The following is a 23105-nucleotide window of genomic DNA, read 5'->3' as shown; positions in this document are numbered from 1 at the left end:
GCTCCTCCATCTGGCAATACGTCGCCATGTTCCCGCCTGTCCCCGAGAAAGTCATCGAGGCCGGCTACCAGGACTTCGCCGACCGCTGGAACCCCATCCTGGACGTCTTCGACGAATGCGGGGTCCGCTTCGCCCACGAAGTCCACCCGAGTGAGATCGCCTACGACTACTGGACCACCGTCCGGACCCTCGAAGCGATCGGACACCGGCCAGCTTTCGGGCTGAACTGGGACCCGTCGCACTTCATGTGGCAGGGCATCGATCCCGTGTCCTTCATCTGGGACTTCAAGGACCGGATCTACCACGTGGACTGCAAGGACACCAAGCTCCGCCCCACCGGCCGGAACACCGTCATGGGCTCCCACTTGCCCTGGGGCGACCCGCGCCGCGGTTGGGACTTCGTCTCCGCCGGACGCGGCGACGTGCCTTGGGAATCGTCCTTCCGCGCCCTGACCGCAATCGGCTACGACGGACCTATCTCCGTGGAATGGGAAGACGCCGGCATGGACCGCCTGCACGGCGCCCCCGAAGCCCTTGCAGCGCTCAAGAAGTTCGATTTCCCCGCCTCCCAGACCAGCTTCGACGCCGCCTTCAGCCAGGACTAACCCTCCGGAGTTTTTGTACAGCTGACGCCCTTTAGAAGCCTTCTTCAGGGCGTTACCTGTACAAAAACTCCCATCAAAGTGGCAAGGAGCCAACCGTGATCCGCACCCTTCAACCCGGCCAGCGTTGCGAGGTGCGGATCGCGTCGGTCACGGGCCACAGCAAAACCCTCTACGCCACTGACCACATTCTCCTCGAAGCCCCGAACTGGACCATGGACGGTTCAGCCCTCATCCTGAACGGAGACGGGAAACTGTGGCGTCTTGACGCTTCTACTGCGAAACTGACCCAAATCCCGCTCAGTGGCATCCCCGACCTCAACAACGACCACGTCCTGGCGCCGGATGGCACCGGCATCTTCCTCTCCGCCAACGACGGCCATATCTACCGTGCACTGCTCAAGGGCGGCCCTGCCACCCGCATCACCGAGGACGACGGCTCCTTCCATTTCCTCCACGGCGTCAGCCCCGACGGCACGGAACTCGCGTACGTCGGAATTAAGGCCGGCGACTTCAAGCAGCCCGGCAAGCTCATGACCACGGCGTCCGACGGCGGCGCTGCCGCCCGGGTCGACGTCGGTCCAGGCCACTGCGACGGGCCCGAATACTCGCCTGACGGGCAATGGATCTACCTGAACACGGAGTCGTTCTCAACAACACCGGGCCATGCCCAGCTTGCACGGATCCGACCGGACGGCAGCGACTTTACTCAGCTGCTGAAGTCCGACACCGTCGACTGGTTCCCCCACCTGTCCCCGGATGGCCGCTACGCCAGCTACATCCGGTTCCCCGGCGGTACCGTTGGACATCCCGCTGACTTGCCCGTCGACGTCGTGCTTGTTTCGACCAAGGACTGGACCACCCCACTCCAAGCATGGCCACTTTTCGGTGGCCAAGGTACCCTCAACGTCAACAGCTGGTCGCCGGACTCCGCGCGCTTTGCGTATGTGGCGTACCCGCTCACTGACTCTGCAAAGGACTAACTACGTGACCCTAAGCAACGGTACTTCCGACGGAACCATCCGTTGGGGCATCCTCGGCACCGGATTCATAGCCGGGCTGCAAACGCAGGATTTGAAGGAGAACGGCTTCACTGTCCAGGCGGTGGGTTCGCGTTCGGCAGAGTCCAGCAGGTCCTTCGCGGAAAAATTCGGGATCGCCACCGCGCATGGCAGCTACGAAGACCTGGTGGCCGACCCCTTGGTTGACGTGGTCTACATCGCCACGCCGCACCCCTTCCACCACGCGAACGCCCTCTTGGCCTTGAACGCCGGCAAGCACGTGCTGGTGGAAAAGTCGTTCACCATGAATGCCCGTGAAGCCCGGGACATTGTAGGACTCGCGGAATCAAAGGGGCTCGTGGCGCTCGAAGCCATGTGGACCCGTTTCCTCCCGCACATGATCCGTCTCCGGGAAATCATCGCCGCAGGCACCATCGGAGAAGTCCGCAAGGTGGTGGCCAGCCACAACCAGAACCTCCCAAAGGACCCGGCACACCGCCTCAACAATCCCGCCCTGGGCGGCGGCGCACTGCTGGACCTGGGGGTCTACCCGGTCTCCTTCGCGTTCGACATCCTGGGCACGCCGGCCTCGATCAGGGCCAGCGCTGCCATGACTGCTACCGGCGTCGACCGCCAGACTGCGGCGGTTTTCGATTACGACGGCGGTGCGCAGGCGATCGTCGACTGCGAACTTGACGCAGCAAGCGCCAACCGGGCCATGGTGATCGGAACCGAAGGCTGGATCGACGTCGAACACACCTGGTACAACCCTGTCCCCTTCACCGTTCATGCGGCCGACGGTTCCGTGGGTGAGCGCTACGAGCAGCCCGTGAACGGTCGCGGCATGCAGTTCCAGGCAGCTGAGCTGGAGCGGCTGGTCCGGGAAGGTTTAACCGCAGGCACCATCCTTCCGCCGGACGAGAGCGTTGCCATCATGGCTGCCATGGATGAGATCCGCCGCCAGATCGGGCTGAGCTACGACGCTGATGCCGCCCCGGAAGGAAACCACCGTGACTGAATCCCCACGCCTCGCCGAGCTTCGCCGGCAGGAAGAAGAACTGGTCTTTGCTTCGTTCGATCACCATGACGCCTGGCGCCTTGGTTCGTTGATCGCCAATCATGCCATCAGTTCGGAGTTCGGGGTTGCCATCGACATCCGCCGGCACAACATCGTGCTCTTCCGCTGCGTCCTGCCCGGCGCGACGGCGGACCAGGAGGAGTGGATCCGCCGGAAGTCAGCTTCGGTGCTGCGTTTCGAGCACAGCACGGCACTATTGACCGAGCTGTTTGCCTCCCGTACCCACAGCCCCCTGGGCAACGGGTGGCTGGCCCACGAGGACTACACCCTGGCGGGTGGTTCCTTCCCTCTCCGCGTGCGTGGTGCAGGTGTGATCGGGGCTGTGACGGTGTCCGGCCTCAGTTCCGACGAGGACCACCAACTGGTGGTCGATGGCATCCGGAACTACCTGAAGACGGTCGGGGTTTAGGGGCAGCAGCGCTTGAACCCGGCCAGGGCTGGTTTGGCCTCACCGCCCCTTCAGCACATAGCGCCTTTCGGGACGTCCGACGCCGTACTTGAGTCGAACGTCCAAGGCGCCTTCGTCGTGGAGGTACTCAAGGTAGCGGCGGGCACTGACACGGGAGGTCCCGAGTTGTTCTGCAAGCTCAGCGGCTGACAAATCACCCGGTGCTGATTTCAACGCGGACTCCACCAGTTCCAGGGTCTCCACGCTGCAGCCCTTCGGCAGGGTCCGCTCGGAAACACCCAACCCAAAGACCCTGTTCACGTCGGATTGTTCAGCCTCGACCTTGGAAGCATCCAGCCCCTGGTAGGCGCTGAGGTAGTGCTCCAGCCGTTCCTGAAGATCGGACTGGGAAAAGGGCTTGATCAGGTAGTGGACGATGCCGCCGCGGAGGGCTTTGCGCACGGTCTCAACCTCGCGGGCTGCACTGATCACCAGCACGTCGAGGTCCGGGGCAACGTCCCGCAACTGGTGCATGAGGTCGAGGCCGTTGATGTCCGGGAGGTGGATGTCCAGGAGCACAAGATCGGGTTGCAGCCTACGCGTTTCCGCCAAGGCCTGTGCGCCGGTGTGGGCAACACCCACCACCCCGAAACCGGGGCTTCGCTGGATGAACCCGGCATGAACCTTGGCCACCATGAAGTCGTCATCGACAATCAAGACCTTGATCACTTGTGGTGAGCCCCTTTGCTGAATCGTGCGGTGAACACTGCACCGTCGTCGTTGGCCACGGTCAGTTCTCCCCCGCTGCGCCGGCAGATGACCCGCGAAAGCGCCAAGCCGAAGCCCCGGGCATCCCCCGGTCCCGGTTCCTTGGTGGAGTAGCCCTGTTGGAAGATCTCCTCGGCAGAACCGGCGGGCACTCCCGGGCCGTTGTCCTGGACAGTGACCGCGACGCCGTCGGGCGAGTCCTCCACGAGCACGCGGACCGATGCCCCGGCGAGGCCAGTGACGGCGTCGAACGCGTTGTCCACGAGGTTGCCCACCACGGTGGTGATGTCCCGGGACAGTTCGTCCTTGACGCGCGGAAGCGCGGACCGGGGGTCCAGTTTCAACTCGACGCCGCGCTCAGTGGCCAGGCTGGCCTTGGCGATCAGCAGGGCAGCGAGCGCGGGATCCTCGATCCGCCGGGTCACGTCGTCATTGAGCCGGGTCCGCTCCACGGTGGCACCGTTGACGAACTGCACCACGGAATCGTACTCGCCGATCTGGATGAGGCCCGAAATGACGTGGAGCTGGTTGGCGAACTCGTGGGCTTGCGCGCGGAGGGTGTCCGTGACCGTACGGGTGGCACCAAGTTCGCTCTCAAGCGAGGACAACTCGGTGCGGTCCCTCAGGGTGGTCACCGAACCGATGTCGCGCCCATGCGAGCGCAGCGCCACCCGGTTCATCACCACCAGCCGCTCCCCTACCAGCACCAGTTGGTCCGGGTCCGACTGTTCGCGGGTCAGCACCACTTTCAGGGCGGATTCGACGGGGAGGGAGCGCAGCTTCCTGCCTACGCAGTCGTCGGGCAATCCGAGCAACTGTCGGGCGCTCTGGTTGGCCACCGTGATCCGCTCATGGGGGTCCAACGCCACAACACCTTCCTTGAGGCCCTGCAGCATGGCTTCGCGGTTTTCCACCAGTCCGGTGATTTCCCGCGGTTCCATGCCGAGGGTTTGCCGTTTGACGCGACGGGACAGGAGAAGCGAACCCGCTACCCCCAGGACGCTGGCCACGCCCAGGTAGGTGAGGAGGTTGGGAACGGCGTCGCCGAGTCTTTCCAGGGTGGACGGGTAGTTGCGGCTGATGGATGCGATGCCGATCATCTGCCCGGAGTCGTCGATTACCGGCACGTGGGCGGACAGCACTGTCACGTTGTTGCTGGTGACGACGCCGGTCCAGGCTCTTCCTTCCATCACCCGGCTCTCTCCCAGTGGCAAGGGCCGGCCGATCAGTCCGGGGTCCGAGGCCGTGATGACTGTGCCGTCCAGTTTTGCCAGGGCCACGTGCGCTGAACCCGAGACTGTCCTGACGGATTCGGCGACGGCGGGAAGCGCCGAACCGCCGCGCGGTTCCGCCGTGGGGAGCAGCGCGCGTACGGTGGGGTTGTTGCCCAGGGCTTCGGCTGCCGACAACGCCCGCCTGCCCTCTGTCCGTTCGAACGCGGCGGCCGACTGCGCCAGGGAGATGGCGACCACCGCCACCAGCACCGCCAGGACGATCAGCAACTGCAGCACAAGGTATTGCCCGGCAAGGGACATTCCTCTTCTTCGAGTCACTGCGTGGTTTCCTTTGGTGGTGCCAGAGTCCGGAGGTGTCTGGGGGCGCTCCGCGTGGCGTATCGGAACTATACCCCAGAGCCGTGATGGACCGTCCAGGAGCGTGAACGCAATGAACTTAAAGATCACTGCGAACACAAGAGTGATCGGCGTCACTGCGGCCCCTAGCATCAGTTCACGGGGCACAACGTTGATCGCCCTGCAGAGAATTCAAAACTGAGAAGAGGAACACCATGCGCCAGATCCGCGCATTGCGAGTCGCCGCCGTCGCCGCCGGCCTCGCCCTGATGGCCACCGGTTGTGGTGCCACCGGCAAGAACTCCACTGGTTCCGAAAGCTCCGGCGCTGCCGCCGGACCCATCACCGGCCTCCAGATCATGGTTCCGAACACTCCCGGTGGCGGCTACGACACCACCGCCCGGGCAGCGGCCAAGGTCCTGGACGATGAGAAGATCGCCAACAACACTGAAGTGTTCAACCTTGCRGGCGCAGGCGGCACTGTGGGCCTGGCCCGCGTGGTGAACGAAAAGGGCAACGGCGATCTGACCATGCTCATGGGCCTGGGCGTGGTGGGTGCCAGCTACACCAACAAGTCACAATCGAAACTGACGGACACCACGCCCTTGGCCAAGCTGATTGAAGAGCCGGGCGCCATCATGGTCAGCAAGGACTCCCCCTACAAGACCATCGATGACCTGGTGAAGGCGTGGAAAGCAGATCCCGCGTCGATCTCCGTAGGCGGCGGCTCCTCGCCCGGCGGCCCGGACCACCTCCTGCCGATGCAGTTGGCCGGCGCTGTGGGCATCGACGCCACGAAGGTCAACTTTGTCTCCTACGACGGCGGTGGCGACCTCCTTCCCGCCATCCTTGGCAACAAGCTCGGCTTCGCAGCTTCCGGCGCAGGCGAGTACCTGGAACAGATCAAGTCCGGAGAGGTCCGTGTCCTTGCCACGAGCGGCGAGAAGCGGCTTGACGGCGTGGACGCCCCCACCCTCAAGGAATCCAACATCGACCTCGTGTTCACCAACTGGCGCGGTGTCGTAGCCCCTCCGGGCATCAGCGACGCCGACAAGAAATCCCTGATCGCCGCGCTGGAGAAGATGCACGAGTCCGCCGGTTGGAAGGAAGCACTCAAGACCCACAGCTGGACGGATGCCTTTGTCACCGGCGACGAATTCCAGACGTTCCTGACTGACCAGGACAAGCGGGTGGCGGACGTCCTCACCAAGCTTGGCTTGGCGTGAGCTCTCCAGCAACAGGCTTGAAAGGCCGCGCCGAGCTGGGGGTCGCCCTCCTGCTCGGCGTGGTCGGAGTCCTGGTCTTCCTGGACGCCAACGGCCTGGTAACCCCGTACTCGAAATCGGACCCTGTGGGTCCAAAGACTGTCCCGTTCATCGTTGCCGGACTCCTGGTGGCCTGCGCTGTTCTGCTTGCCATCAATGTCCTCCGTGGCGGCAGGGGCGAGGCCGAAGGCGGCGAGGATGTGGACCTGGCGCACCCTGCCGATTGGAAGACCGTCCTGCCGCTGGCGGGAGCCTTCCTGCTCAACATCCTGCTGATCGATTGGGCTGGTTGGGTCATCTCCGGCACGGTGCTTTTCTGGGGCAGCGTCCTTGCCCTCGGAAGCCGCCGTTATGTCCGTGACGGACTCATCTCCGTGGCACTTTCCCTGCTGACCTTCTACGGCTTCTACCTCGGCCTGGGCATTGYGCTGCCGGCCGGACTCCTGGAAGGAATCCTCTAATGGACGTCTGGTCCTCCTTGATGGACGGGTTCTCCACCGCCCTCACTCCTTTGAACCTCATGTACGCCATGATCGGCGTCATCCTCGGCACCGCTGTAGGTGTCCTTCCCGGGCTCGGTCCGGCCATGACCGTTGCCTTGCTGCTCCCGGTCACGTACGCACTTGAACCCACCAGCGCCTTCATCATGTTCGCCGGTATCTACTACGGCGGAATGTACGGCGGCTCCACCACCTCCATCCTGCTGAATACTCCCGGCGAATCGTCGTCCGTGGTGACGGCCATCGAAGGCAACAAGATGGCCAAGGCGGGGCGGGCGGCGCAAGCCCTCGCGACGGCGGCCATCGGCTCGTTCGTGGCAGGCACCATTGGCACTACCCTCCTTGCGGTCTGCGCACCGATCGTTGTGAAGTTCGCGGTCAGCCTGGGCTCCCCCAGCTACTTCGCGATCATGATGTTGGCCCTGCTGGCTGTCACTGCGGTCCTGGGGTCGTCGCGGTTGCGCGGCTTCGCCTCCCTCGGCCTGGGACTGGCCATCGGTTTGGTGGGCCTGGACTCCGTTACGGGCCAGAGCCGGCTCACGTTTGGCCAGCCGCTGTTGTCCGACGGTTTGGACATTGTGGTGGTGGCTGTGGCCATCTTCGCGGTGGGCGAGGCCCTCTGGGTGGCGGCACACCTGCGCCGCACCCCGTTGCATGTCATTCCCGTTGGCCGTCCCTGGATGGGCAAGAAGGATTGGCAACGCTCCTGGAAGCCATGGCTTCGCGGCACGGTTTTCGGTTTCCCGTTCGGGGCTTTGCCGGCAGGCGGAGCGGAAATCCCCACGTTCCTGAGCTATGTCACCGAGAAGCGCCTCAGCAAGCACCCCGAAGAGTTCGGCCATGGAGCCATCGAAGGCGTGGCGGGTCCGGAAGCTGCGAACAACGCAGCCGCCGCGGGTACCCTCACTCCCATGCTGGCCCTCGGCCTGCCCACCAACGCAACCGCGGCAGTGATGCTGGCAGCGTTCACGTCCTACGGCATCCAGCCCGGCCCGCAGCTCTTCTCGAGCCAGGGACCACTGGTGTGGGCGCTGATCGCGAGCCTGTTCATCGGCAACCTTCTCCTTCTGCTGATCAACCTGCCCCTGGCGCCGCTGTGGGCGAAGCTGCTGCAACTGCCCCGCCCGTACCTGTACGCAGGCATCCTGTTCTTCGCCACGTTGGGCGCCTACTCGGTGAACCTCCAGGCATTCGACCTGGTGATCCTGCTGATACTGGGTGCTTTGGGGTTCATGATGCGCCGCTTCGGACTCCCCGTCCTGCCGCTCATTCTTGGCGTTATCCTGGGCCCGCGGCTGGAAGGCCAGCTCCGCAAGACCCTGCAGCTCAGTGCAGGCGACCCGGCAGGGCTCTGGAGCGAGCCGATCGCCGTCGGTATTTACGTCATCATCGGAATCATCCTGGCCTGGCCGCTGGTCCTCAAGCTCATCCGGCGGAACCGTCCGACGGCAGCTCTTACAGGGCCGTCCATCATTTCGGACCAAGATGAGCCGCAGACCCCGGCGACGCCTTCACCCACGAAGACCGAACCAACCACGCCCGCACACCATCGGCAGGAGAAACCATGACCATCGTGGTGGGATACGTCCCCACACCAGAAGGCGAAGCAGCACTGACGCAGGCCATCGCCGAGGCCAAGAAGAGCAACGACACCCTGCTGGTCATCAATTCCTCCAAGGGCGACGCCCTGGTGGACAACCGTTATGCCCAGGAGCCGGAGATCCAGAGCATCGAGGACCGGCTGGCTGAGCACGGCATCCAGCACATCATCAAGCAACCCATCCGCGGTCATGACGCAGCGGCCGAGGTGCTTGATGCTGCCGACGAGCACGACGCCGGATTGATCGTGATCGGCCTCCGCCGCCGCAGCCCGGTAGGCAAGCTCATCATGGGCAGCGTTTCCCAGCGCATCCTCCTGGAAGCGGACTGCCCGGTCCTTGCGGTGAAGGCGGACTAGGAGTTTTCGTACAGCTGATGCCCCTAAGAGGCGTTCTTAGGGGCATCAGCTGTACAAAAACGCTCGACGGCGGGTGGTCGCCCTTGGTGACCAGCCGCCGTCGTACTTAAAGCCGCGCCTTCCTTTCCGGGTCTTAGGGTGTGGGCCGGATTGCCGTGTCCGGGCTGTAGGACGTAATGGTGGTTGCGGATCCGCTGTCGAGCACCTTTGAATGGGTGGTGGATCCGTCAAGAACCACGTGCTGGGTGGCAACGTTGCTGACCACGTGGTTAGTGGCTACGACATTGCCGTCCCCTCCCGCGATCAGGATGATGGTTGGCTGGGCGCCTGCGGGGACAACCTTGTTCGGTGGGACGTCATAGGCGAAGAGGTTGTTTGAGATGAGGTTGTTGTCTCCCAGCGTATGGAGGACGCCGTAGAGGTCATCGAGACCGTTTGTGCGATTGATAAAAGGGGGGAACCCCTCGGTGCCCCTGCGGAAGTGATTGGACGTGATGAGGTTTTCCTTGCATCCATTCAGCAGGCGCATCATGCCAGGATAGAAGCCCTGAAACCGGTTCGACGATACGGAGCAGCGGTTACAGCCGTTGAACTCGATGAGGCTTCGTCCTCGCGGGAAGAAGTTGTTCCCCGTGACAAGCAGGCCCTCGTGGTTTTCAGCCAGAAGCGTCACACCCTCGGGTCCTGCACCCATCAGGTTGTCGCTGACAATCGTTGCCTGCCCGGCACCAGTTAGTTCGACGCAGTTCCCGCACTCGGCGATCATGTTGTCGTGGACCCGGAGGGCATCTGCGCCGCGAACTATCAGGGCGTGCTCAAGGTAGACGAATCCCATCCCGGTGATATGGGTGGAGTCATTGTCGGATGCGACCTCGATGCCCGTTTTCCCGTTCCTGTAGCTGTTCCCGTCCGGGGTGAAATTGACCCCGTCCAGGCAGAAGTCTCTGAACACGATTCCGGACAGGCGCGGACTGCCACTCCGACGCACGAGGAATGCCTGTGGTGCGGATGGGGGCGTCAGGACGCGGATGTGGCTGCCGCCTGGCTGGAGGTTCAGCCATCCCGTAGGGTCCACGTTGTCCTTGATGCTGCGGGAGAAGAAGCCATGGCCGAAGCCCGCGATGGTGAGGTAATCCACGTCCACTAACACCTGGGTGCGAAGGTCGTAGTCCCCTGGGGGAATGATCACCACGGCTCCCGGCCTGGTGTCCGGCGTCGTTTGGCGCTTTTTGATGTCGGCAATGATGTCGTTGATGACGGCGCCGATATCCGACTCAGCTGTGACCTTGGGCTGGCCCTTGATCCGCCAAGCTGTGACGTCATAGGTGTTCGGCGAGTTGAAGGGGCCGGCTTTCGTATCCTGCGCAGCTTCAGCTTTCGGGGACATCCCCAGGCTTAGCGCGGCCGCCAGCGAGCCCACGGCTCCAGCGCCGACGAGCATCCGACGACTGGTGTTTTTCACGTCAAGCGTCTCGTCAATTTCCATATTGGTCTCCTGCCGGTCCTTGTTCATTCGTGTTGCTTGATTGGCCCCGCCCCATTGGCCCGGACTCCTGCGTCCGGGCAATGGCGTAGTGAGCGTGGCGTCCATGCCAAAAATGCCAAATCGTTTTATCGGGAGCCGGAACAAACAGTAAGTGGCATCGAACAACACTGTCAACGACAAAATCCGAGGAGTAATTTTGGCAAGACCACGCGCCGCAAGTGGCTCTTGACACTCCCGAACTTCCAGCTCTAAGGTGTTGCCAAGTCGTTTTGGCAAAACGATTTTTCAAGCCAAAGACGTGAAATCCCCATCTCTCTGCAATTTCCGTTCAAGAGAAAGTGAGTCGACAGCGATGTCCACTCGAAACACCATCTCCAAGCTCGTCACCCTCGGCGGGCTGTGCACCGCCGTCGCACTCGTTGCCACCGGTTGTGGCGCCGGCGGTCCCGCACCATCCTCAGGCGGATCGGGCGGCTCCAGCTCCATCAATGTCCTGGTTGAAGCCGGCGGCCACGCCGAACTGACAGGCGTAGCCGAGCAGTGCAAGAAGGACGCCGGCATCGACGTGAACTTCGTCGAACTCCCCTACGACGGCATGTTCAACCGCCTCTCCAGCGAGTTCTCCTCCGGCAACGTCTCCTTCGACGTTGCCGCACTCGACTCCGTATGGCTTCCCAGCTTCAAGGACGCCGTGCAGCCCATGGACGAACTCTTCACGGACGACGTCAAGAAGGACATCTTCCCGGCCCTCGTCAAGGAAGCCAACGTGGATGGCCACTTCATCGGCATGCCGGCCTGGACCAATGCCGAGATCATCCTGTACCGCAAGGACCTGTTCGAGGACGCCAAGAACAAGGCTGACTTCCAAGCCAAGTACGGTTACGAGCTCGCCGCCCCCAAGACGTGGAAGCAGTACCAGGACATTTCCGCGTTTTTCACCAAGGACGGCATGTACGGCACGGACGTCAAGGGCGCCGTGGAAACTGAATGGCTGGCCCACGTCCTTCAGGCGGGCTCCCCCATGGTCCTGGACAAGGACAACAATGTGGTCATCGACAACGCCGCCCACAAGGAAGCCCTGGACTTCTACGTGAGCTTGGCCAAGGATGCCCCGAGCGGTGCAGCGCAGGTTGACTGGGCAGCAGCACAAAACCTGTTCAACCAGGGCAAGACCGCCATGACCCGCTTCTGGGCCCACGCCTACCGCCAGATTCCCGCCGATGCTCCGGTGGCAGGAAAGGTGGGAGCCGCAGCAATGATTGGCGGCAGCGCCGGCGTCGCAGGTGTTCCGGGACCGTGGTACCTCTCCGTTCCCAAAGCCACCAAGAACACTGACGCCGCCAAGAAGTTCGTCAAGTGCGCCTATGACTACAACGACAAGGGAATCGAATCCAAGCTCGGTTTGGCCTCCCGTATCAGCGCGTTTGAAAAATACCAGGACCAGCCTGGCTACGAGAGCTTCAAGCCGCTGATCGAGACCCTCAACGGCCAGGCAACGGCCACCCGACCCGCTACCGCCAAGTGGCAGCAGATCGTTGATACCGTCCTGATCCCGTTGCTGCAGAAGGCCGTGGCCGGTGGCGACACCTCAGCCCTCCTGGCCGATGCCAAGAAGCAGATCCAGGACCTCCTGAAGTAGAACTCCGCGGCCGGCACCGTTAGCAACTGAATGACAGTGCCGGCCGCGGTCCCAACCAGCAGAAAAGAAATACCGTGCGTATCTCCGATCGCCGCTTCGCCCTCTATCTGATGACGCCCGCGGCACTGTTCCTGGCCGTATTCGTGGCCTACCCCCTCTTCCGCCTGGTGGCAGACAGCTTCTTCAAGATCTCCCCCATCGCCGGCGGGCCCCGCGATTTTGTGGGGTTCCAAAACTACGTCACCGCCTTCACCTCCGAGGCCTTCACCAGCGCAGGGTGGCGTACGTTCGCCTACACCCTGGTGGTGGTGACCCTCGAATTCGCGCTCGGCCTGGGCATGGCACTGCTGTTCACCACGCTGGGCAGGAAATCCCAGATTTGGCGGACCGTCTTCCTCTACCCGTTGATGATCGCCCCGATCGTGGCGGGCCTGCTGTGGAAGTTCCTGATGATCGACAACTTCGGTCTGATCGGAACTCTCCTCCACCAGGCAGGGATCCTTTCGGACCCCAACCAGATCGGCTGGCTGTCCGACCCCAACATCGTGCTGTTCTCGGTGGCCATCCCGGACATCTGGCTCACCACGTCCTTCATGTGCCTGGTGCTCTTCGCAGGCCTCCAGAACATCCCCGGCGATCTGATTGAGGCCGCCCGCCTGGATGGTGCACGGGCTCCGGCACTCCTGTTCCGGATCATCCTTCCCCTGCTTCGCCCAGTGATCGCCGTTGCGCTGGTGGTCCGCGGAATCGATGCGGCCAGGGCCTTCGACACCATCCTCATCCAGACCAACGGCGGACCGCAGTCAGCCTCCGAGACGATGAGCCTGTTGATCTACCGCACCATGATCCGCTTCGGCGACCCCGGCCTGGCCAGTGCCATGGGCACCATCTACCTCCTCGCAATGCTCGCCATTGCCTTTGTTGCAGTGACCACCATCTGGCGGCCAGGAAAGGACAACTGATGAGCACCACAAGCGTCACCACCAAAGCCAGCCAGCCGTCGTCGGACTTCCCGGAAGCGCAGCCGCTGCGCAAGCGGCGCGGGGCCAACCGCGAAGGCCTCGAAGCCGGCCGGCGCAGCACCCGGACCATCCTTTGGATCCTGCTGGCAGTGGCCATGGTCCTCTACGGTTTCCCGTTCCTGTACCTGCTGTTCACGTCCTTCAAGACGCCGATCGATACCATCGCCGTCCCACCGACCATCCTTCCCAGGGAATGGACGCTGGAGAACTACACCAACGCCCTGGGCCGGAGCGGGGTGGTGGCATCCTTCATCAACAGCATCCAGACCGCCGTCATCAGCACCCTGCTATCGCTGGTTCTGGCCGTTCCGGCCGCCTACGGCATTACCCGCTACAAGACCCCCAGCGGCCAGGTATTCATCATGGCTGCACTGGTGACCCGCATGGTTCCACCCGTGGCCAGCGGCATTCCGCTGGCGTCCATGATGGCCTCGGCGGGCTTGTCCGATACCCCGATCGCCCTCTCCATTGCGCACACCACCATCTCTCTGCCGCTCTCCATTTGGCTGATGTGCAGCTTCTTCGAATCCGTCCCCAGGGACCTTGAAGAGGCCGCAACCGTGGACGGCTGCAGCAGACTGGGCGCCCTGTGGCGGGTAGTGATCCCGGTAGTGTCCGGCGGCATTGCGGTCACTGCGATCTTYGCCTTCCTGGCATCCTGGAACGAATTCCTGTTCGCACTCCTGATGACCGCCATCCGTTCGCAAACCACACCTGTGGTGATCGCGAACTTCCAGACCCAGTTCGGCCTGGATTGGGGATCCATGACGGCCCTCGCCGCCGTGTACTCGATTCCGGTCATCCTGCTGACACTTCTGCTGCAGCGCAAGATCGTCGCGGGCATGACGCTGGGCGCAGTCAAGGGCTAATGCCACCAAGGCCACTGCCACAATCAACGAGTAGCCTACTGATAGCCCTTCCGGGGCATCGCCAACCATAAGGACGTGGGAGCCACATGAGCAGCAAGAACATCGGTATCAAGGACGTTGCCGTCGCCGCCGGCGTGTCCGTCACCACCGTCTCCCACGTCCTTAACGAGGTCTCTTACGCACGGATCAGCAGTGAAACCCGGGACAAGGTCCGGAACGCCGCCGAGGAGCTCGGCTACGGCCCCAACCGCCTGGCCCAGGCCCTTCGCACGCAGCGGACAGGAATGCTCGGCCTGGTCAGCGAGGAAATCGCTACCACACCCCATGCAGGCCGGATCATCCTCGGCGCTGATGAGGCGGCCAAGGCCCGGGGCTACAACCTGATGATCATCAACACTCCGGGCTCCGCCAGTCTCGAATCGAGGCAAGCCGACGTCCAGGCCCTCCTGGAGCGCCGGGTGGACGGGATCCTGTACGCCACCATGTACCACCGCAACGTGGAACTTCCCCGGAACCTGGAAAACGTTCCGTCGGTCCTGGTGGACTCCGTGGCCATCGGCGGAAACATCACCGCGGTGGTCCCGGACGAAGACGGCGGCGCCCGCGCCGCCGTTGGGGCACTCCTGGACGCCGGCCACACCCGGATTGGATTCATCAACAACACCGACGACGTACCCGCCACCCGCCAGCGGCTCCAGGCCTTCCGGGCCATGCTCACCGAAGCAGGGCTCGACGGAGATGCCGCACCGGTCGAGTCCGAAGTCTCCGAAGTTCATGGCGGCTATGCGGCTGCCAAACGGATCCTGTCCCGGGAAGACCGCGCTGACGTGCCGACGGCACTGTTCTGCTACAACGACCGGATGGCCATGGGCGCTTACCGGGCAGCCGCCGAGTTAGGGCTCAGCATTCCCAAGGACCTTTCCGTTGTGGGCTTCGATGACCAGGAACTCATTGCCGCCAACCTCTACCCCGGCCTTACCACCGTGGCCCTCCCCCATTACGAGATGGGGGCTTGGGCAACGGATCACCTTATTGATGCCATCGAGGGCAAAGAAGATCTTTCCTTAATGGCGCTCCACCCCACCGTCCTGGGCTGTCCCCTGGTTCGCCGTGACTCGGTCGCGGCTCCACGGTAAGCCCAACCAGCCCTTCAACGTCCCAAAAGGAACGCACCACATGTCCAGTAGCCTTGACGCCGCACGCCCGGAAACAGCCCCGGCCGTCACTCCCAGGTTCCGGCCTTCCATCCATTTCACGGCACAGGACACCTGGCTGAACGACCCCAACGGCCTGGTCTTCCACGACGGTTTGTACCACCTCTTCTTCCAGAACAATCCCTACGGCAGCGTCTGGGGCAACATGTCCTGGGGGCACGCCACCTCCCCGGACCTCCTGCGCTGGACCGAACACCCCGTGGCTATCGCAGGCGATGAAACAGAGGACATTTTCTCCGGAAGCGTGGTGGTGGACCACGGCAACACCTCCGGTTTCGGCACAGCCGGGGCGCCGGCTTTGGTGGCCATATATACCAGCGCTTTCAAGCCCGGGACCGAACACAGCGGCACGCAGGCCCAGTCCCTGGCGTACAGCTCCGATTCGGGAATGACCTGGCAAAAGTACGGCGGTAATCCGGTGCTCACCCGGGACTCAGCCCACTTCCGGGACCCCAAAGTCTTCCGTTACCACAGCGGAGCGAGCGCGTACTGGGTCATGGTCGCCGTCGAAGCCCAACAGCAGAAGGTGGTTCTCTACCGTTCCGACGACCTCAAAACCTGGGACTTCCTGAGCGACTTTGGCCCGGCCAACGCCGACGCCGGTGAGTGGGAATGCCCTGACCTCTTTCCCCTGGCGGTGGACGGGGATCCTGAGGACATGAAGTGGGTGCTGATCGTCAACGTGAATCCCGGCGCTGTCGCGGAAGGTTCCGGCGGACAGTACTTCGTAGGACAGTTCGACGGCGTCAGCTTCGTTCCGGACGCGGGTTCCCTTGCGGCGCCAGCGGGAGTCACCTCCCTGCCGGACGAATCTGCCAGGGCTGAGGCACTGCAGCAATGCCTGTGGTTGGACTGGGGCCGCGACTGCTACGCCGCGGTGTCCTTCAGCGACGTCCCGGATGGGAAGCGCATCATCATCGGCTGGATGAATAACTGGGACTACGCCAACCAGTTGCCCACAGCACCGTGGCGGTCCTCCATGACCCTCGCCCGCGAGCTTAAGCTGAAATCGATCAGCGGCACCACCCGGCTGGTCCAGTACCCCGTCCTAGCGGGTCCGGAGGAAGAACTGTTTCGCGCGGGCACCATCGAGTTGGGGTCGGAAGCCCTCGCCTTGCCGGACGCCGTACCGGGCACGGCGCAGGTTATTGAGGCTGAGATCGCGCCGGGAACCGCAGAGCGTGTTGAGCTGCGACTGCTGGCCAGCTCCGACGGACGCCAAGGCACCCTGCTGAACTACACCCCGGGCAGCGGCAGGCTGACCCTTGACCGGACCCAGTCAGGGGACACTTCGTTCCACGGGAAGTTCGCATCCGTCGAATCCGCACCGGTTGCACTGGAAGACGGCGTCCTCAAGCTGCTCATTGTGGTGGACCAGTGCTCCGTGGAAGTCTTCGCCCAGGACGGCACGGTGGTCCTGACGGACCTGGTCTATCCGGATGCCGACAGCCGGGAAACCCGGTTGTCCGCCCAAGGCGGCACCGCCACAGTTCTCAAGCTCGTTGTCTCAACACCCGCCTAAGGAGCAGGTTCCAATGCAGAACATCCAAAAGCCAACCAGCAGTCCGGCAACCGAAGTCATGGTTGTGGGCGAGGCCCTGGTGGATATCGTCGTCTCGACCCACGGCACCGTGGAGCATCCGGGAGGATCTCCGGCGAACGTGGCCTACGGCCTCGGCAGGCTCGGCGTGCCTACCTCATTGCTGACCTCCATTGGAGAAGACCACCATGGTGCTGCCATCCAGCGGCACCTGGCCGGTGCCGGCGTCGAACTCCTGGCCGGTGCCCGCGCAGGCGTCCGCAGCGCTACGGCAACCGCCACCCTGGCGTCGGACGGTTCAGCACGCTACGACTTCGACATTCAGTGGGATCTTCCCCGGATCACCCCAACCACCCTGCCCAAGATCCTGCACACAGGATCGATTGCCACCTTCCTGGAACCCGGAGCGGCAACTGTGCGCGATCTTCTTGAGCAGGTACATCAACGCTGTGTGGTCACCTACGATCCCAACATCCGGCCGGCCCTGGTGGGCAGCCACGCCCAGGCCACCACCACTTTCGAGGAACTCATTCCTTTCACCGACGTGGTCAAACTCAGTGATGAGGACGCGCACTGGCTTTACCCGGGCCTGTCCCTCGAAGACACTTCACGGCGCATCCTGGGCCTTGGGACCGGCCTCGTGGTGGTGACCAAGGGTTCGGAAGGATCCATGCTCTCGACCACCGGCGCCCAGGTCTTGGTTCCCTCCGTGACGTCCACCGTGGCTGACACCATTGGCGCGGGCGACTCGTACATGTCCGCCTTGATCTACGGGCTCCTCCAGACCGGAGTTGACCGACTCAATGAGGAGGCCCTGGAGTCGTTGGGCGGCCGGGCCGCCAAGGCCGCAGCCATCACTGTCCGTCGTGCGGGCGCCAACCCGCCGACGTCGGACGAGCTGCTGGCCGAACTGCCCGAACACCAGCCCGCCACCTGACCACCCCCAACTCCACGAGGATCCACACCATGTCCAGCAGCAACTACTACGATGTGACCACCTGGCCCACCGGCGACCCGTCCAAGGATGTCGGCGAGGTCATCAACAGCATCATCGCCGACGTCAAGGAACGCCAGAACGCCACAGATGTGAACGACGGCGGCAAGGCCGGTGCGGTGATCTACCTGCCACCGGGCGACTACCGGCTGCGCACGCAGGTCCGGATCGACATCAGCTTCCTTCGGATCCAGGGCTCAGGCCACGGGTTCACGTCCTCGAGCATCAGGTTCAACGTTCCCCAGGACGAATGGGCCGACCTTCATGAGCTGTGGCCCGGCGGCAGCCGCGTGCTGGTGGATCTTCCTCCCGCTGACAACTCGGACCCGGCCAGCGGAGCAGCGTTCCTTGTTCAGCGTGCGGGCAGCCCCCGGATCAGTTCGGTGGAATTCGCCAACTTCTGCATTGATGGCCTGCACTTCACCCCGGACGGCTCTGACCTGCCGGCCGAGAACACATACGTCAATGGCAAGACGGGGATTCACGTTGCCAGCGCCAACGACTCCTTCCGGGTCAACGAGATGGGCTTCATCTACCTCGAACACGCACTGACCATCCACAACGCCGATGCCCTCTCCATCCACAACAACTTCATCGCCGAATGCGGAAGCTGCATCGAATTGCGAGGCTGGGGTCAAGCATCGAATATCACGGACAACCTGATCGGCGCGGGATTCAAGGGCCGCTCGATCTATGCGGAGAACCATGGCGGACTCCTGGTCACGGCCAACAACGTCTTCCCACGGGGTGCCAGCAGCGTCCATTTCAGCGGTGTGACGCGCTCCAGCATCACCAACAACCGCCTGCATTCCTTCTATCCGGGCATGGTGGTCCTGGAGCGGAACAGCTCGGAAAACCTCGTGGCCACCAATCACTTCCTCCGCGACCACGAGCCCTGGACGCCGTTCCTCGGGATCGATAACGGGCTGGATGACCTCCACGGGGTCCTCAGTGTAAGCGGCAACAACAACTCGGTGATCGGGAACCACTTTTCACAGATCATCGACTCGGAGAGCGTCCGTCCGGAGGGCGCAACGCCGGTCATCATCCGCTTGCGTGAAGGCGCGGGCAATTTCGTGTCCAACAACCATGTGGTGGCCTTGAACGTGCACGCCAACGCCAGCGACGACTGCTTCGAGGCCCAGGTGGATGCCCTGCTGACCACCGATGCGGCTGAAGACCTGGCCGTGACCGCGGTCCTGGTGGACCCGGAATCAGCGCGGAACACCATCCTCGACTCGGGCAGGGAAACCCAAATCAGCGCCGACCGGGCAAGCAACGCCATCCGTCCAACCCCTTAACCTGGGAGTTTTTGTCCAGCTAATGCCCTTAAGATTCGTTCTTAGGGGCATTACCTGTACAAAAACTCGCAAGGGGGACCACGTGCCAGAGACTATCCGCACCGCAACAGCCAACGACGCCGGGAAGCTGGCTGAGCTTGCCGCCATCACCTTCCCGCTGGCGTGCCCGCCGGGCTCCTCACCGGACGACATCCAGGCGCACCTTGAGAAGACACTCAGCGAGGCCAACTTTTCGGAATACCTCGCCGATGCGAACATCACGGTCATGGTGCTCGACGACGACGGGCAGCTCACCGGGTACACCATGCTGATTGCCAAGCCGGCAAGCGACCCCGACGTCGCCTCGGTGCTTTCGGCGCAGCCCTCCACCGAACTGAGCAAATGCTACGTCCACCCGGACCACCACGGAAAGGGCGCCGCAGCACGGCTGATCCAGGCATCCCTGGCCCTGGCCGCGGACAAGGGCGCATCCGGGGTGTGGCTGGGCGTCAACAGCGAGAACGCCAAGGCCATCCGCTTCTACGAGAAGAGCGGTTTCCAGCGCGTCGGCACCAAATCGTTCAAGCTCGGCAACACGGTGGAACACGACTTCGTCATGGAGAACAGGCTTTAGCCAAACAAGTCCCCGGCCAGCTGCGGCCGGGGGTCGTTGCGCAAATGGAGTCCCTCCGGAAGGCCGCTGACTGTACCCGAGGAACCGGACGCCCGCACGGTGAGCCGCGAACTCCCGAGCAGCACGTTGTCGGCCGTGAACCCGCCGAAGGACTCCGGGAGGATCGGAGCCAAGTGGAGCACGTCCCGCGTGAAATCGGGATCGAACCGCAACAGGATCCGGGCCAGTTGGACCGGTGCCGCAGCCGCCCACGCCTGCGGGGAACACGCCGTCGGATACGGTACGGGCTCCGCGAACTCTGAACGGTCAAAGCCGCAAAACAGCTCAGGGAGCTGACCGCCAAAGTGCTCGGCGGCGTCGAACAGTCCACTGGCCACCCGGCTGGCTTCGTCCACGAAGCCGTAGCGCATGAGTCCCGTGGCGGCGAGCGCCGTATCGTGGGGCCAGACCGAGCCGTTGTGGTAGCTGACGGGGTTGTAGGCACCCATGTCGGAGCCGAGGGTGCGGATGCCCCAGCCGGTGAACATCTCCTTGGACATCAGCCGCTCCGCCACCTGCGGCGCCTTGTCCTCGTCGACGATTCCCACCCACAGGCAATGGCCCATGTTGGACGTACACGAATCCACGGGGTTCTTGTCCTTGTCCAGCGCCAGGGCGAAGTAACCCTTGTCCGGCAACCAGAAGGTCTTGTTGAAGGCCTCCTTCAGCTCTGCGGCCTTGTCCGCGCAACGGCGTTCGACGGCGGTGTCGCCCGCCACACGCGCCAGCAGGGACCGGCCCACGTAGGCCGCGTAGGCGTAGGCCTGGACTTCACACAGGGCGATCGGTGCCTCCGCCATCCGGCCGTCAGCAAAGTTGATCCCGTCCCACGAGTCCTTCCATCCCTGGTTCACCAGGCCGTGGTTGTTGGGGCGCTGGTATTCGATGAACCCGTCCCCGTCCCGGTCGCCGTACTTCTCCATCCATTCGATGGCCCGGTCAGCATGAGGGAGAAGGGACTCGATGATGTCCTCGCCCAGGCCCCAGCGGCTCAACTCGCCCAGGGTGGAGACGAAAAGCGGCGTCGCATCGGCTGTGCCGTAATAGGCGGTGCCGCCCAACGACAACCCCGCTGTGATCCCGAGCCGGACCTCGTGCGGCATGCGCCCGGGCTCCTCTTCGGAATCGGGGTCCACCTTGCTGCCTTGCAGTCCGGCCAGAGTTTGGAGCGTCCCGGCGGCCAGGCTCGGATCAACCATGAGGGACATGTAGGAGGCAAGCAGGGAGTCCCGTCCGAAGAGGGCCATGAACCACGGCGCCCCGGCGGCGATGGCGGCACGGCCGGGGTGTTCGTCGTCGAAAATCCTCAGTGATCCGAGGTCCCGCTGACTTTGGGCAAGGACGTCCGTGACGTTTTGGTCGCTGACCGTGATGCGCGGAACGTGCTCCTCCCATTGGGTCTGCCGGCGTGCTCCCGTGCTGTGTTTAAGGGGCGTTCCTGCGGTGAAGGGATCGTCCGGGGCCTCACCGTTGACCAGCGGCAGGGCAATGATGGTGGTCGACCACTGCTCACGGGCAGGGATGGTGACGTTGAACGTCAGCCCTTCCTCCGTGACTTTTGCTCCGTGCGCCTGGAACAGCACTCCCCGTCGCTGTCCGCTGGAGTGCAGGGCGTCTATGTGCAGCCCGTCCTCCCGCGCCGCCTTGATGGTTTGCTCGGCGGTTCCCACCCTGCCGCCTTTGACGTCGAAGAGGTCGGCGAGGTCGGCGTCGATCAGCAGTTCGATGGTGCACGTTGACGGGGTGCCGGAGTAGTTGGTGATGGTGAGGTCATCGCGGAGCCCTGATCCGACGCTGCGCTGGTGCCGGACCAGCAGCGGGCTTTCAAAGCGCCCGTCCTCGGTACATGCCCGGCCCACGTATTCGGCCTGGAACGACGCCGGGTTGCGGGCCACCAGGGGCTCCCGGGGTTCGCCGTTGATGCGCAGCACCCAGCGGGACACAATGCGCGTGTCCTGGTAATACGCGCCTTGCGAACCGCCTGCGTGGATGTCGCCCGGGTGGGCGGAAATGCAGAAGGACGAGCCTTCGACGACGGTCACCGCCCCCAGTTCGGATGCTCCGGCTTCCGTGTCTGCGTTCCAAGCGGTCATGCGCGGCAGGGCTCCTCTGGCGGGGTTGGTTTCGCGGACAAGCAACCTCTGGCTACGAGGCCTGCCTCTGATTCTCTTCCACGTAGCCGCCGTCGGGAAGCCCCTTGCTGCTGAATTGTTGAAGGATGCGCGAATAGAGGGCCAGATGCTCGGCAGCCATCCGGCCGGCGCTGAAGTACTCGTCCACCGAGCGCCGGCAGTCGGCCCGGCTCAAGCGTGCGGCGGTATCCAGGAAGCCGGCGAGGTCCCGGACTTCGCCCAGGAAGCCGGTCTTTCCGTGCTTGACGATTTCCGGAGCGGCACCCATCGGGGTGGCCACAACAGGTGTGCCCGTGGCCAGTGACTCGATCATGACCAACCCAAAAGGCTCGGGCCATTGGATGGGGTTGATCAATGCCACTGCACCGCCCATGAGCTCGTATTTTTCGGGGTCGGAGAGTTCACCCAGGAACTCCTCCTGCGGGCCCAGGGCCGGCTTCACGACTTCCCGGAAGAAGTCCTGTTCGTCTTTGGCGTGCATTTTGGCGGCTATTTTCAGCGGTACACCGGCCTCGCGGGCAACCGCTACCGCTTCCATGAGCCCCTTGTCCTGGCACATCCGTCCCACAAAGCACGCATAACCGCCTAGCCCGTCCCCCATGGACACAGTGGACAAGTCCAAGCCATGGTGGATGACGGCTGCAACGTTGAGGTCCGGGAACATGGACCGTTGGTCATTGGAGATGGCGATGATGGACGTATCCCGCTCCATGGCGCGGTAGAGCTCCGCCGACTGGGCGGTGAACTGGCCGTGGATGGTGGTGACCACGGGGATGGCAGGAGGTCGGTAAGCGTAGAGGGGTCCGGCCAGCGTATGGTCGTGGATGATGTCCACCCCGCCCAGCCCGCGGTAGGCCTTGATGACATGGTCCAGCTCGCTGAGGGTCAGTCCGAGTTCATCCGGCTGGCTTGGGCCGAAACCGGGGATGCGGGGCACCGGACAGGTGCTGTCGGAGGCTGCCGCCAGGAGGACTTCATGCCCGGCGTCAACCAGCGCGCGGGCGAGGGCGTCCACCACCCTTTCCGTGCCGCCGTATTTTTCGGGCGGGACGGTAAACCATGGTCCAACAATGAGTCCAATGCGCATCCGGGCCTCCGCGCATAACCCCCAAACCATGGGCTGGCT

General features: G+C 63.4%; 21 protein-coding genes. 16 read left to right on the top strand and 5 right to left on the bottom strand.

What is annotated here, in order from left to right; all coding sequences use genetic code 11:
* The 4 genes from AB4Y81_RS19650 to AB4Y81_RS19635 form a co-directional block, all read left to right on the top strand.
* The coding region (locus AB4Y81_RS19650; RefSeq protein WP_441996628.1) for a sugar phosphate isomerase/epimerase family protein at positions 1-605 on the top strand (605 nt) is incomplete at its 5' end.
* Positions 606-700: 95 nt separating this feature from the next.
* Positions 701-1585 carry a TolB family protein gene (locus AB4Y81_RS19645; RefSeq protein WP_441996626.1) on the top strand — a complete coding sequence of 295 codons (885 nt, stop codon included), beginning with the start codon at positions 701-703 and terminating at the stop codon, positions 1583-1585.
* Positions 1586-1589: 4 nt separating this feature from the next.
* Positions 1590-2621 (top strand): Gfo/Idh/MocA family protein, encoded by a 1032-nt coding sequence (locus AB4Y81_RS19640; RefSeq protein ID WP_441996624.1) that lies wholly within the window; start codon positions 1590-1592, stop codon positions 2619-2621.
* On the top strand, positions 2614-3090 hold the full coding sequence (locus AB4Y81_RS19635; protein WP_018778051.1) for a heme-degrading domain-containing protein: 477 nt from the start codon (positions 2614-2616) through the stop codon (positions 3088-3090). The genes AB4Y81_RS19640 and AB4Y81_RS19635 overlap by 8 nt, the downstream gene beginning before the upstream one ends.
* A gap of 39 nt (positions 3091-3129) precedes the next feature.
* Here AB4Y81_RS19635 and AB4Y81_RS19630 read toward each other — a convergent pair whose 3' ends face one another.
* Together AB4Y81_RS19630 and AB4Y81_RS19625 are read right to left on the bottom strand one after the other, a co-directional pair.
* Entirely contained in the window at positions 3130-3798 is a 669-nt protein-coding gene (locus AB4Y81_RS19630) for a response regulator (RefSeq protein ID WP_018778052.1), read from the bottom strand.
* Positions 3795-5372 (bottom strand): sensor histidine kinase, encoded by a 1578-nt coding sequence (locus AB4Y81_RS19625; protein ID WP_018778053.1) that lies wholly within the window; start codon positions 5370-5372, stop codon positions 3795-3797. Before AB4Y81_RS19625 ends, AB4Y81_RS19630 begins: the two co-directional genes overlap by 4 nt.
* A gap of 251 nt (positions 5373-5623) precedes the next feature.
* On the opposite strand from AB4Y81_RS19625, the gene AB4Y81_RS19620 reads away from it, so the two are divergent.
* Genes AB4Y81_RS19620 through AB4Y81_RS19605 form a run of 4 tightly spaced genes read left to right on the top strand, consistent with a single transcriptional unit; the run spans position 5624 to position 9130 of the window.
* Positions 5624-6634, top strand: a complete 1011-nt coding sequence (locus AB4Y81_RS19620; protein ID WP_018778054.1) for a Bug family tripartite tricarboxylate transporter substrate binding protein — start codon at positions 5624-5626, stop codon at positions 6632-6634.
* Positions 6631-7134: a tripartite tricarboxylate transporter TctB family protein gene (locus AB4Y81_RS19615; protein WP_441996622.1), complete on the top strand. Its 504-nt coding sequence runs from the start codon at positions 6631-6633 to the stop codon at positions 7132-7134. Before AB4Y81_RS19620 ends, AB4Y81_RS19615 begins: the two co-directional genes overlap by 4 nt.
* Complete coding sequence (locus AB4Y81_RS19610; RefSeq protein ID WP_210077421.1) at positions 7134-8741, top strand: tripartite tricarboxylate transporter permease; 1608 nt, start codon at positions 7134-7136, stop codon at positions 8739-8741. Before AB4Y81_RS19615 ends, AB4Y81_RS19610 begins: the two co-directional genes overlap by 1 nt.
* The gene (locus tag AB4Y81_RS19605; RefSeq protein ID WP_018778057.1) at positions 8738-9130 is read left to right on the top strand and encodes a universal stress protein; all 393 of its coding nucleotides are present in this window, start codon (positions 8738-8740) and stop codon (positions 9128-9130) included. Before AB4Y81_RS19610 ends, AB4Y81_RS19605 begins: the two co-directional genes overlap by 4 nt.
* A 133-nt stretch (positions 9131-9263) precedes the next feature.
* On the opposite strand, the gene AB4Y81_RS19600 is transcribed toward AB4Y81_RS19605, so the two are convergent.
* Complete coding sequence (locus tag AB4Y81_RS19600; RefSeq protein WP_441996620.1) at positions 9264-10616, bottom strand: NosD domain-containing protein; 1353 nt, start codon at positions 10614-10616, stop codon at positions 9264-9266.
* 352 nt (positions 10617-10968) lie between these two features.
* Here AB4Y81_RS19600 and AB4Y81_RS19595 point away from each other — a divergent pair, with 352 nt between their 5' ends.
* The 8 genes from AB4Y81_RS19595 (at position 10969) to AB4Y81_RS19560 (ending at position 19808) form a co-directional block, all read left to right on the top strand.
* Positions 10969-12255 carry an ABC transporter substrate-binding protein gene (locus AB4Y81_RS19595; protein ID WP_018778059.1) on the top strand — a complete coding sequence of 429 codons (1287 nt, stop codon included), beginning with the start codon at positions 10969-10971 and terminating at the stop codon, positions 12253-12255.
* Positions 12256-12329: 74 nt separating this feature from the next.
* The gene (locus tag AB4Y81_RS19590; protein ID WP_039239628.1) at positions 12330-13217 is read left to right on the top strand and encodes a carbohydrate ABC transporter permease; all 888 of its coding nucleotides are present in this window, start codon (positions 12330-12332) and stop codon (positions 13215-13217) included.
* Positions 13217-14146: a carbohydrate ABC transporter permease gene (locus AB4Y81_RS19585; RefSeq protein ID WP_441996617.1), complete on the top strand. Its 930-nt coding sequence runs from the start codon at positions 13217-13219 to the stop codon at positions 14144-14146. Before AB4Y81_RS19590 ends, AB4Y81_RS19585 begins: the two co-directional genes overlap by 1 nt.
* Before the next feature lie 86 nt (positions 14147-14232).
* On the top strand, positions 14233-15282 hold the full coding sequence (locus AB4Y81_RS19580) for a LacI family DNA-binding transcriptional regulator (RefSeq protein ID WP_018778062.1): 1050 nt from the start codon (positions 14233-14235) through the stop codon (positions 15280-15282).
* Positions 15283-15322: 40 nt separating this feature from the next.
* The gene (locus tag AB4Y81_RS19575) at positions 15323-16882 is read left to right on the top strand and encodes a glycoside hydrolase family 32 protein (protein ID WP_441996614.1); all 1560 of its coding nucleotides are present in this window, start codon (positions 15323-15325) and stop codon (positions 16880-16882) included.
* A 13-nt stretch (positions 16883-16895) separates the two neighbouring features.
* Positions 16896-17837 (top strand): carbohydrate kinase family protein, encoded by a 942-nt coding sequence (locus AB4Y81_RS19570; RefSeq protein ID WP_079581602.1) that lies wholly within the window; start codon positions 16896-16898, stop codon positions 17835-17837.
* 29 nt (positions 17838-17866) lie between these two features.
* A complete protein-coding gene (locus AB4Y81_RS19565) occupies positions 17867-19195 on the top strand; it encodes a NosD domain-containing protein (RefSeq protein ID WP_441996612.1) in 1329 nt (442 codons plus the stop codon).
* A gap of 82 nt (positions 19196-19277) precedes the next feature.
* Positions 19278-19808 (top strand): GNAT family N-acetyltransferase, encoded by a 531-nt coding sequence (locus AB4Y81_RS19560; RefSeq protein ID WP_018778066.1) that lies wholly within the window; start codon positions 19278-19280, stop codon positions 19806-19808.
* On the opposite strand, the gene AB4Y81_RS19555 is transcribed toward AB4Y81_RS19560, so the two are convergent.
* Together AB4Y81_RS19555 and AB4Y81_RS19550 are read right to left on the bottom strand one after the other, a co-directional pair.
* The gene (locus AB4Y81_RS19555) at positions 19805-21940 is read right to left on the bottom strand and encodes an amylo-alpha-1,6-glucosidase (RefSeq protein WP_441996609.1); all 2136 of its coding nucleotides are present in this window, start codon (positions 21938-21940) and stop codon (positions 19805-19807) included. The two genes, AB4Y81_RS19560 and AB4Y81_RS19555, sit on opposite strands and share 4 nt — an antisense overlap.
* A 52-nt stretch (positions 21941-21992) precedes the next feature.
* The gene (locus AB4Y81_RS19550; RefSeq protein WP_441996607.1) at positions 21993-23066 is read right to left on the bottom strand and encodes a glycosyltransferase family 4 protein; all 1074 of its coding nucleotides are present in this window, start codon (positions 23064-23066) and stop codon (positions 21993-21995) included.
* Positions 23067-23105 lie beyond the last annotated feature (39 nt).

This window comes from Paenarthrobacter sp. TAF1, from assembly GCF_052113825.1.
Taxonomy (GTDB): Bacteria; Actinomycetota; Actinomycetes; order Actinomycetales; family Micrococcaceae; genus Arthrobacter; species Arthrobacter nicotinovorans.
This window is presented reverse-complemented; position numbering and strand designations above follow the sequence as displayed.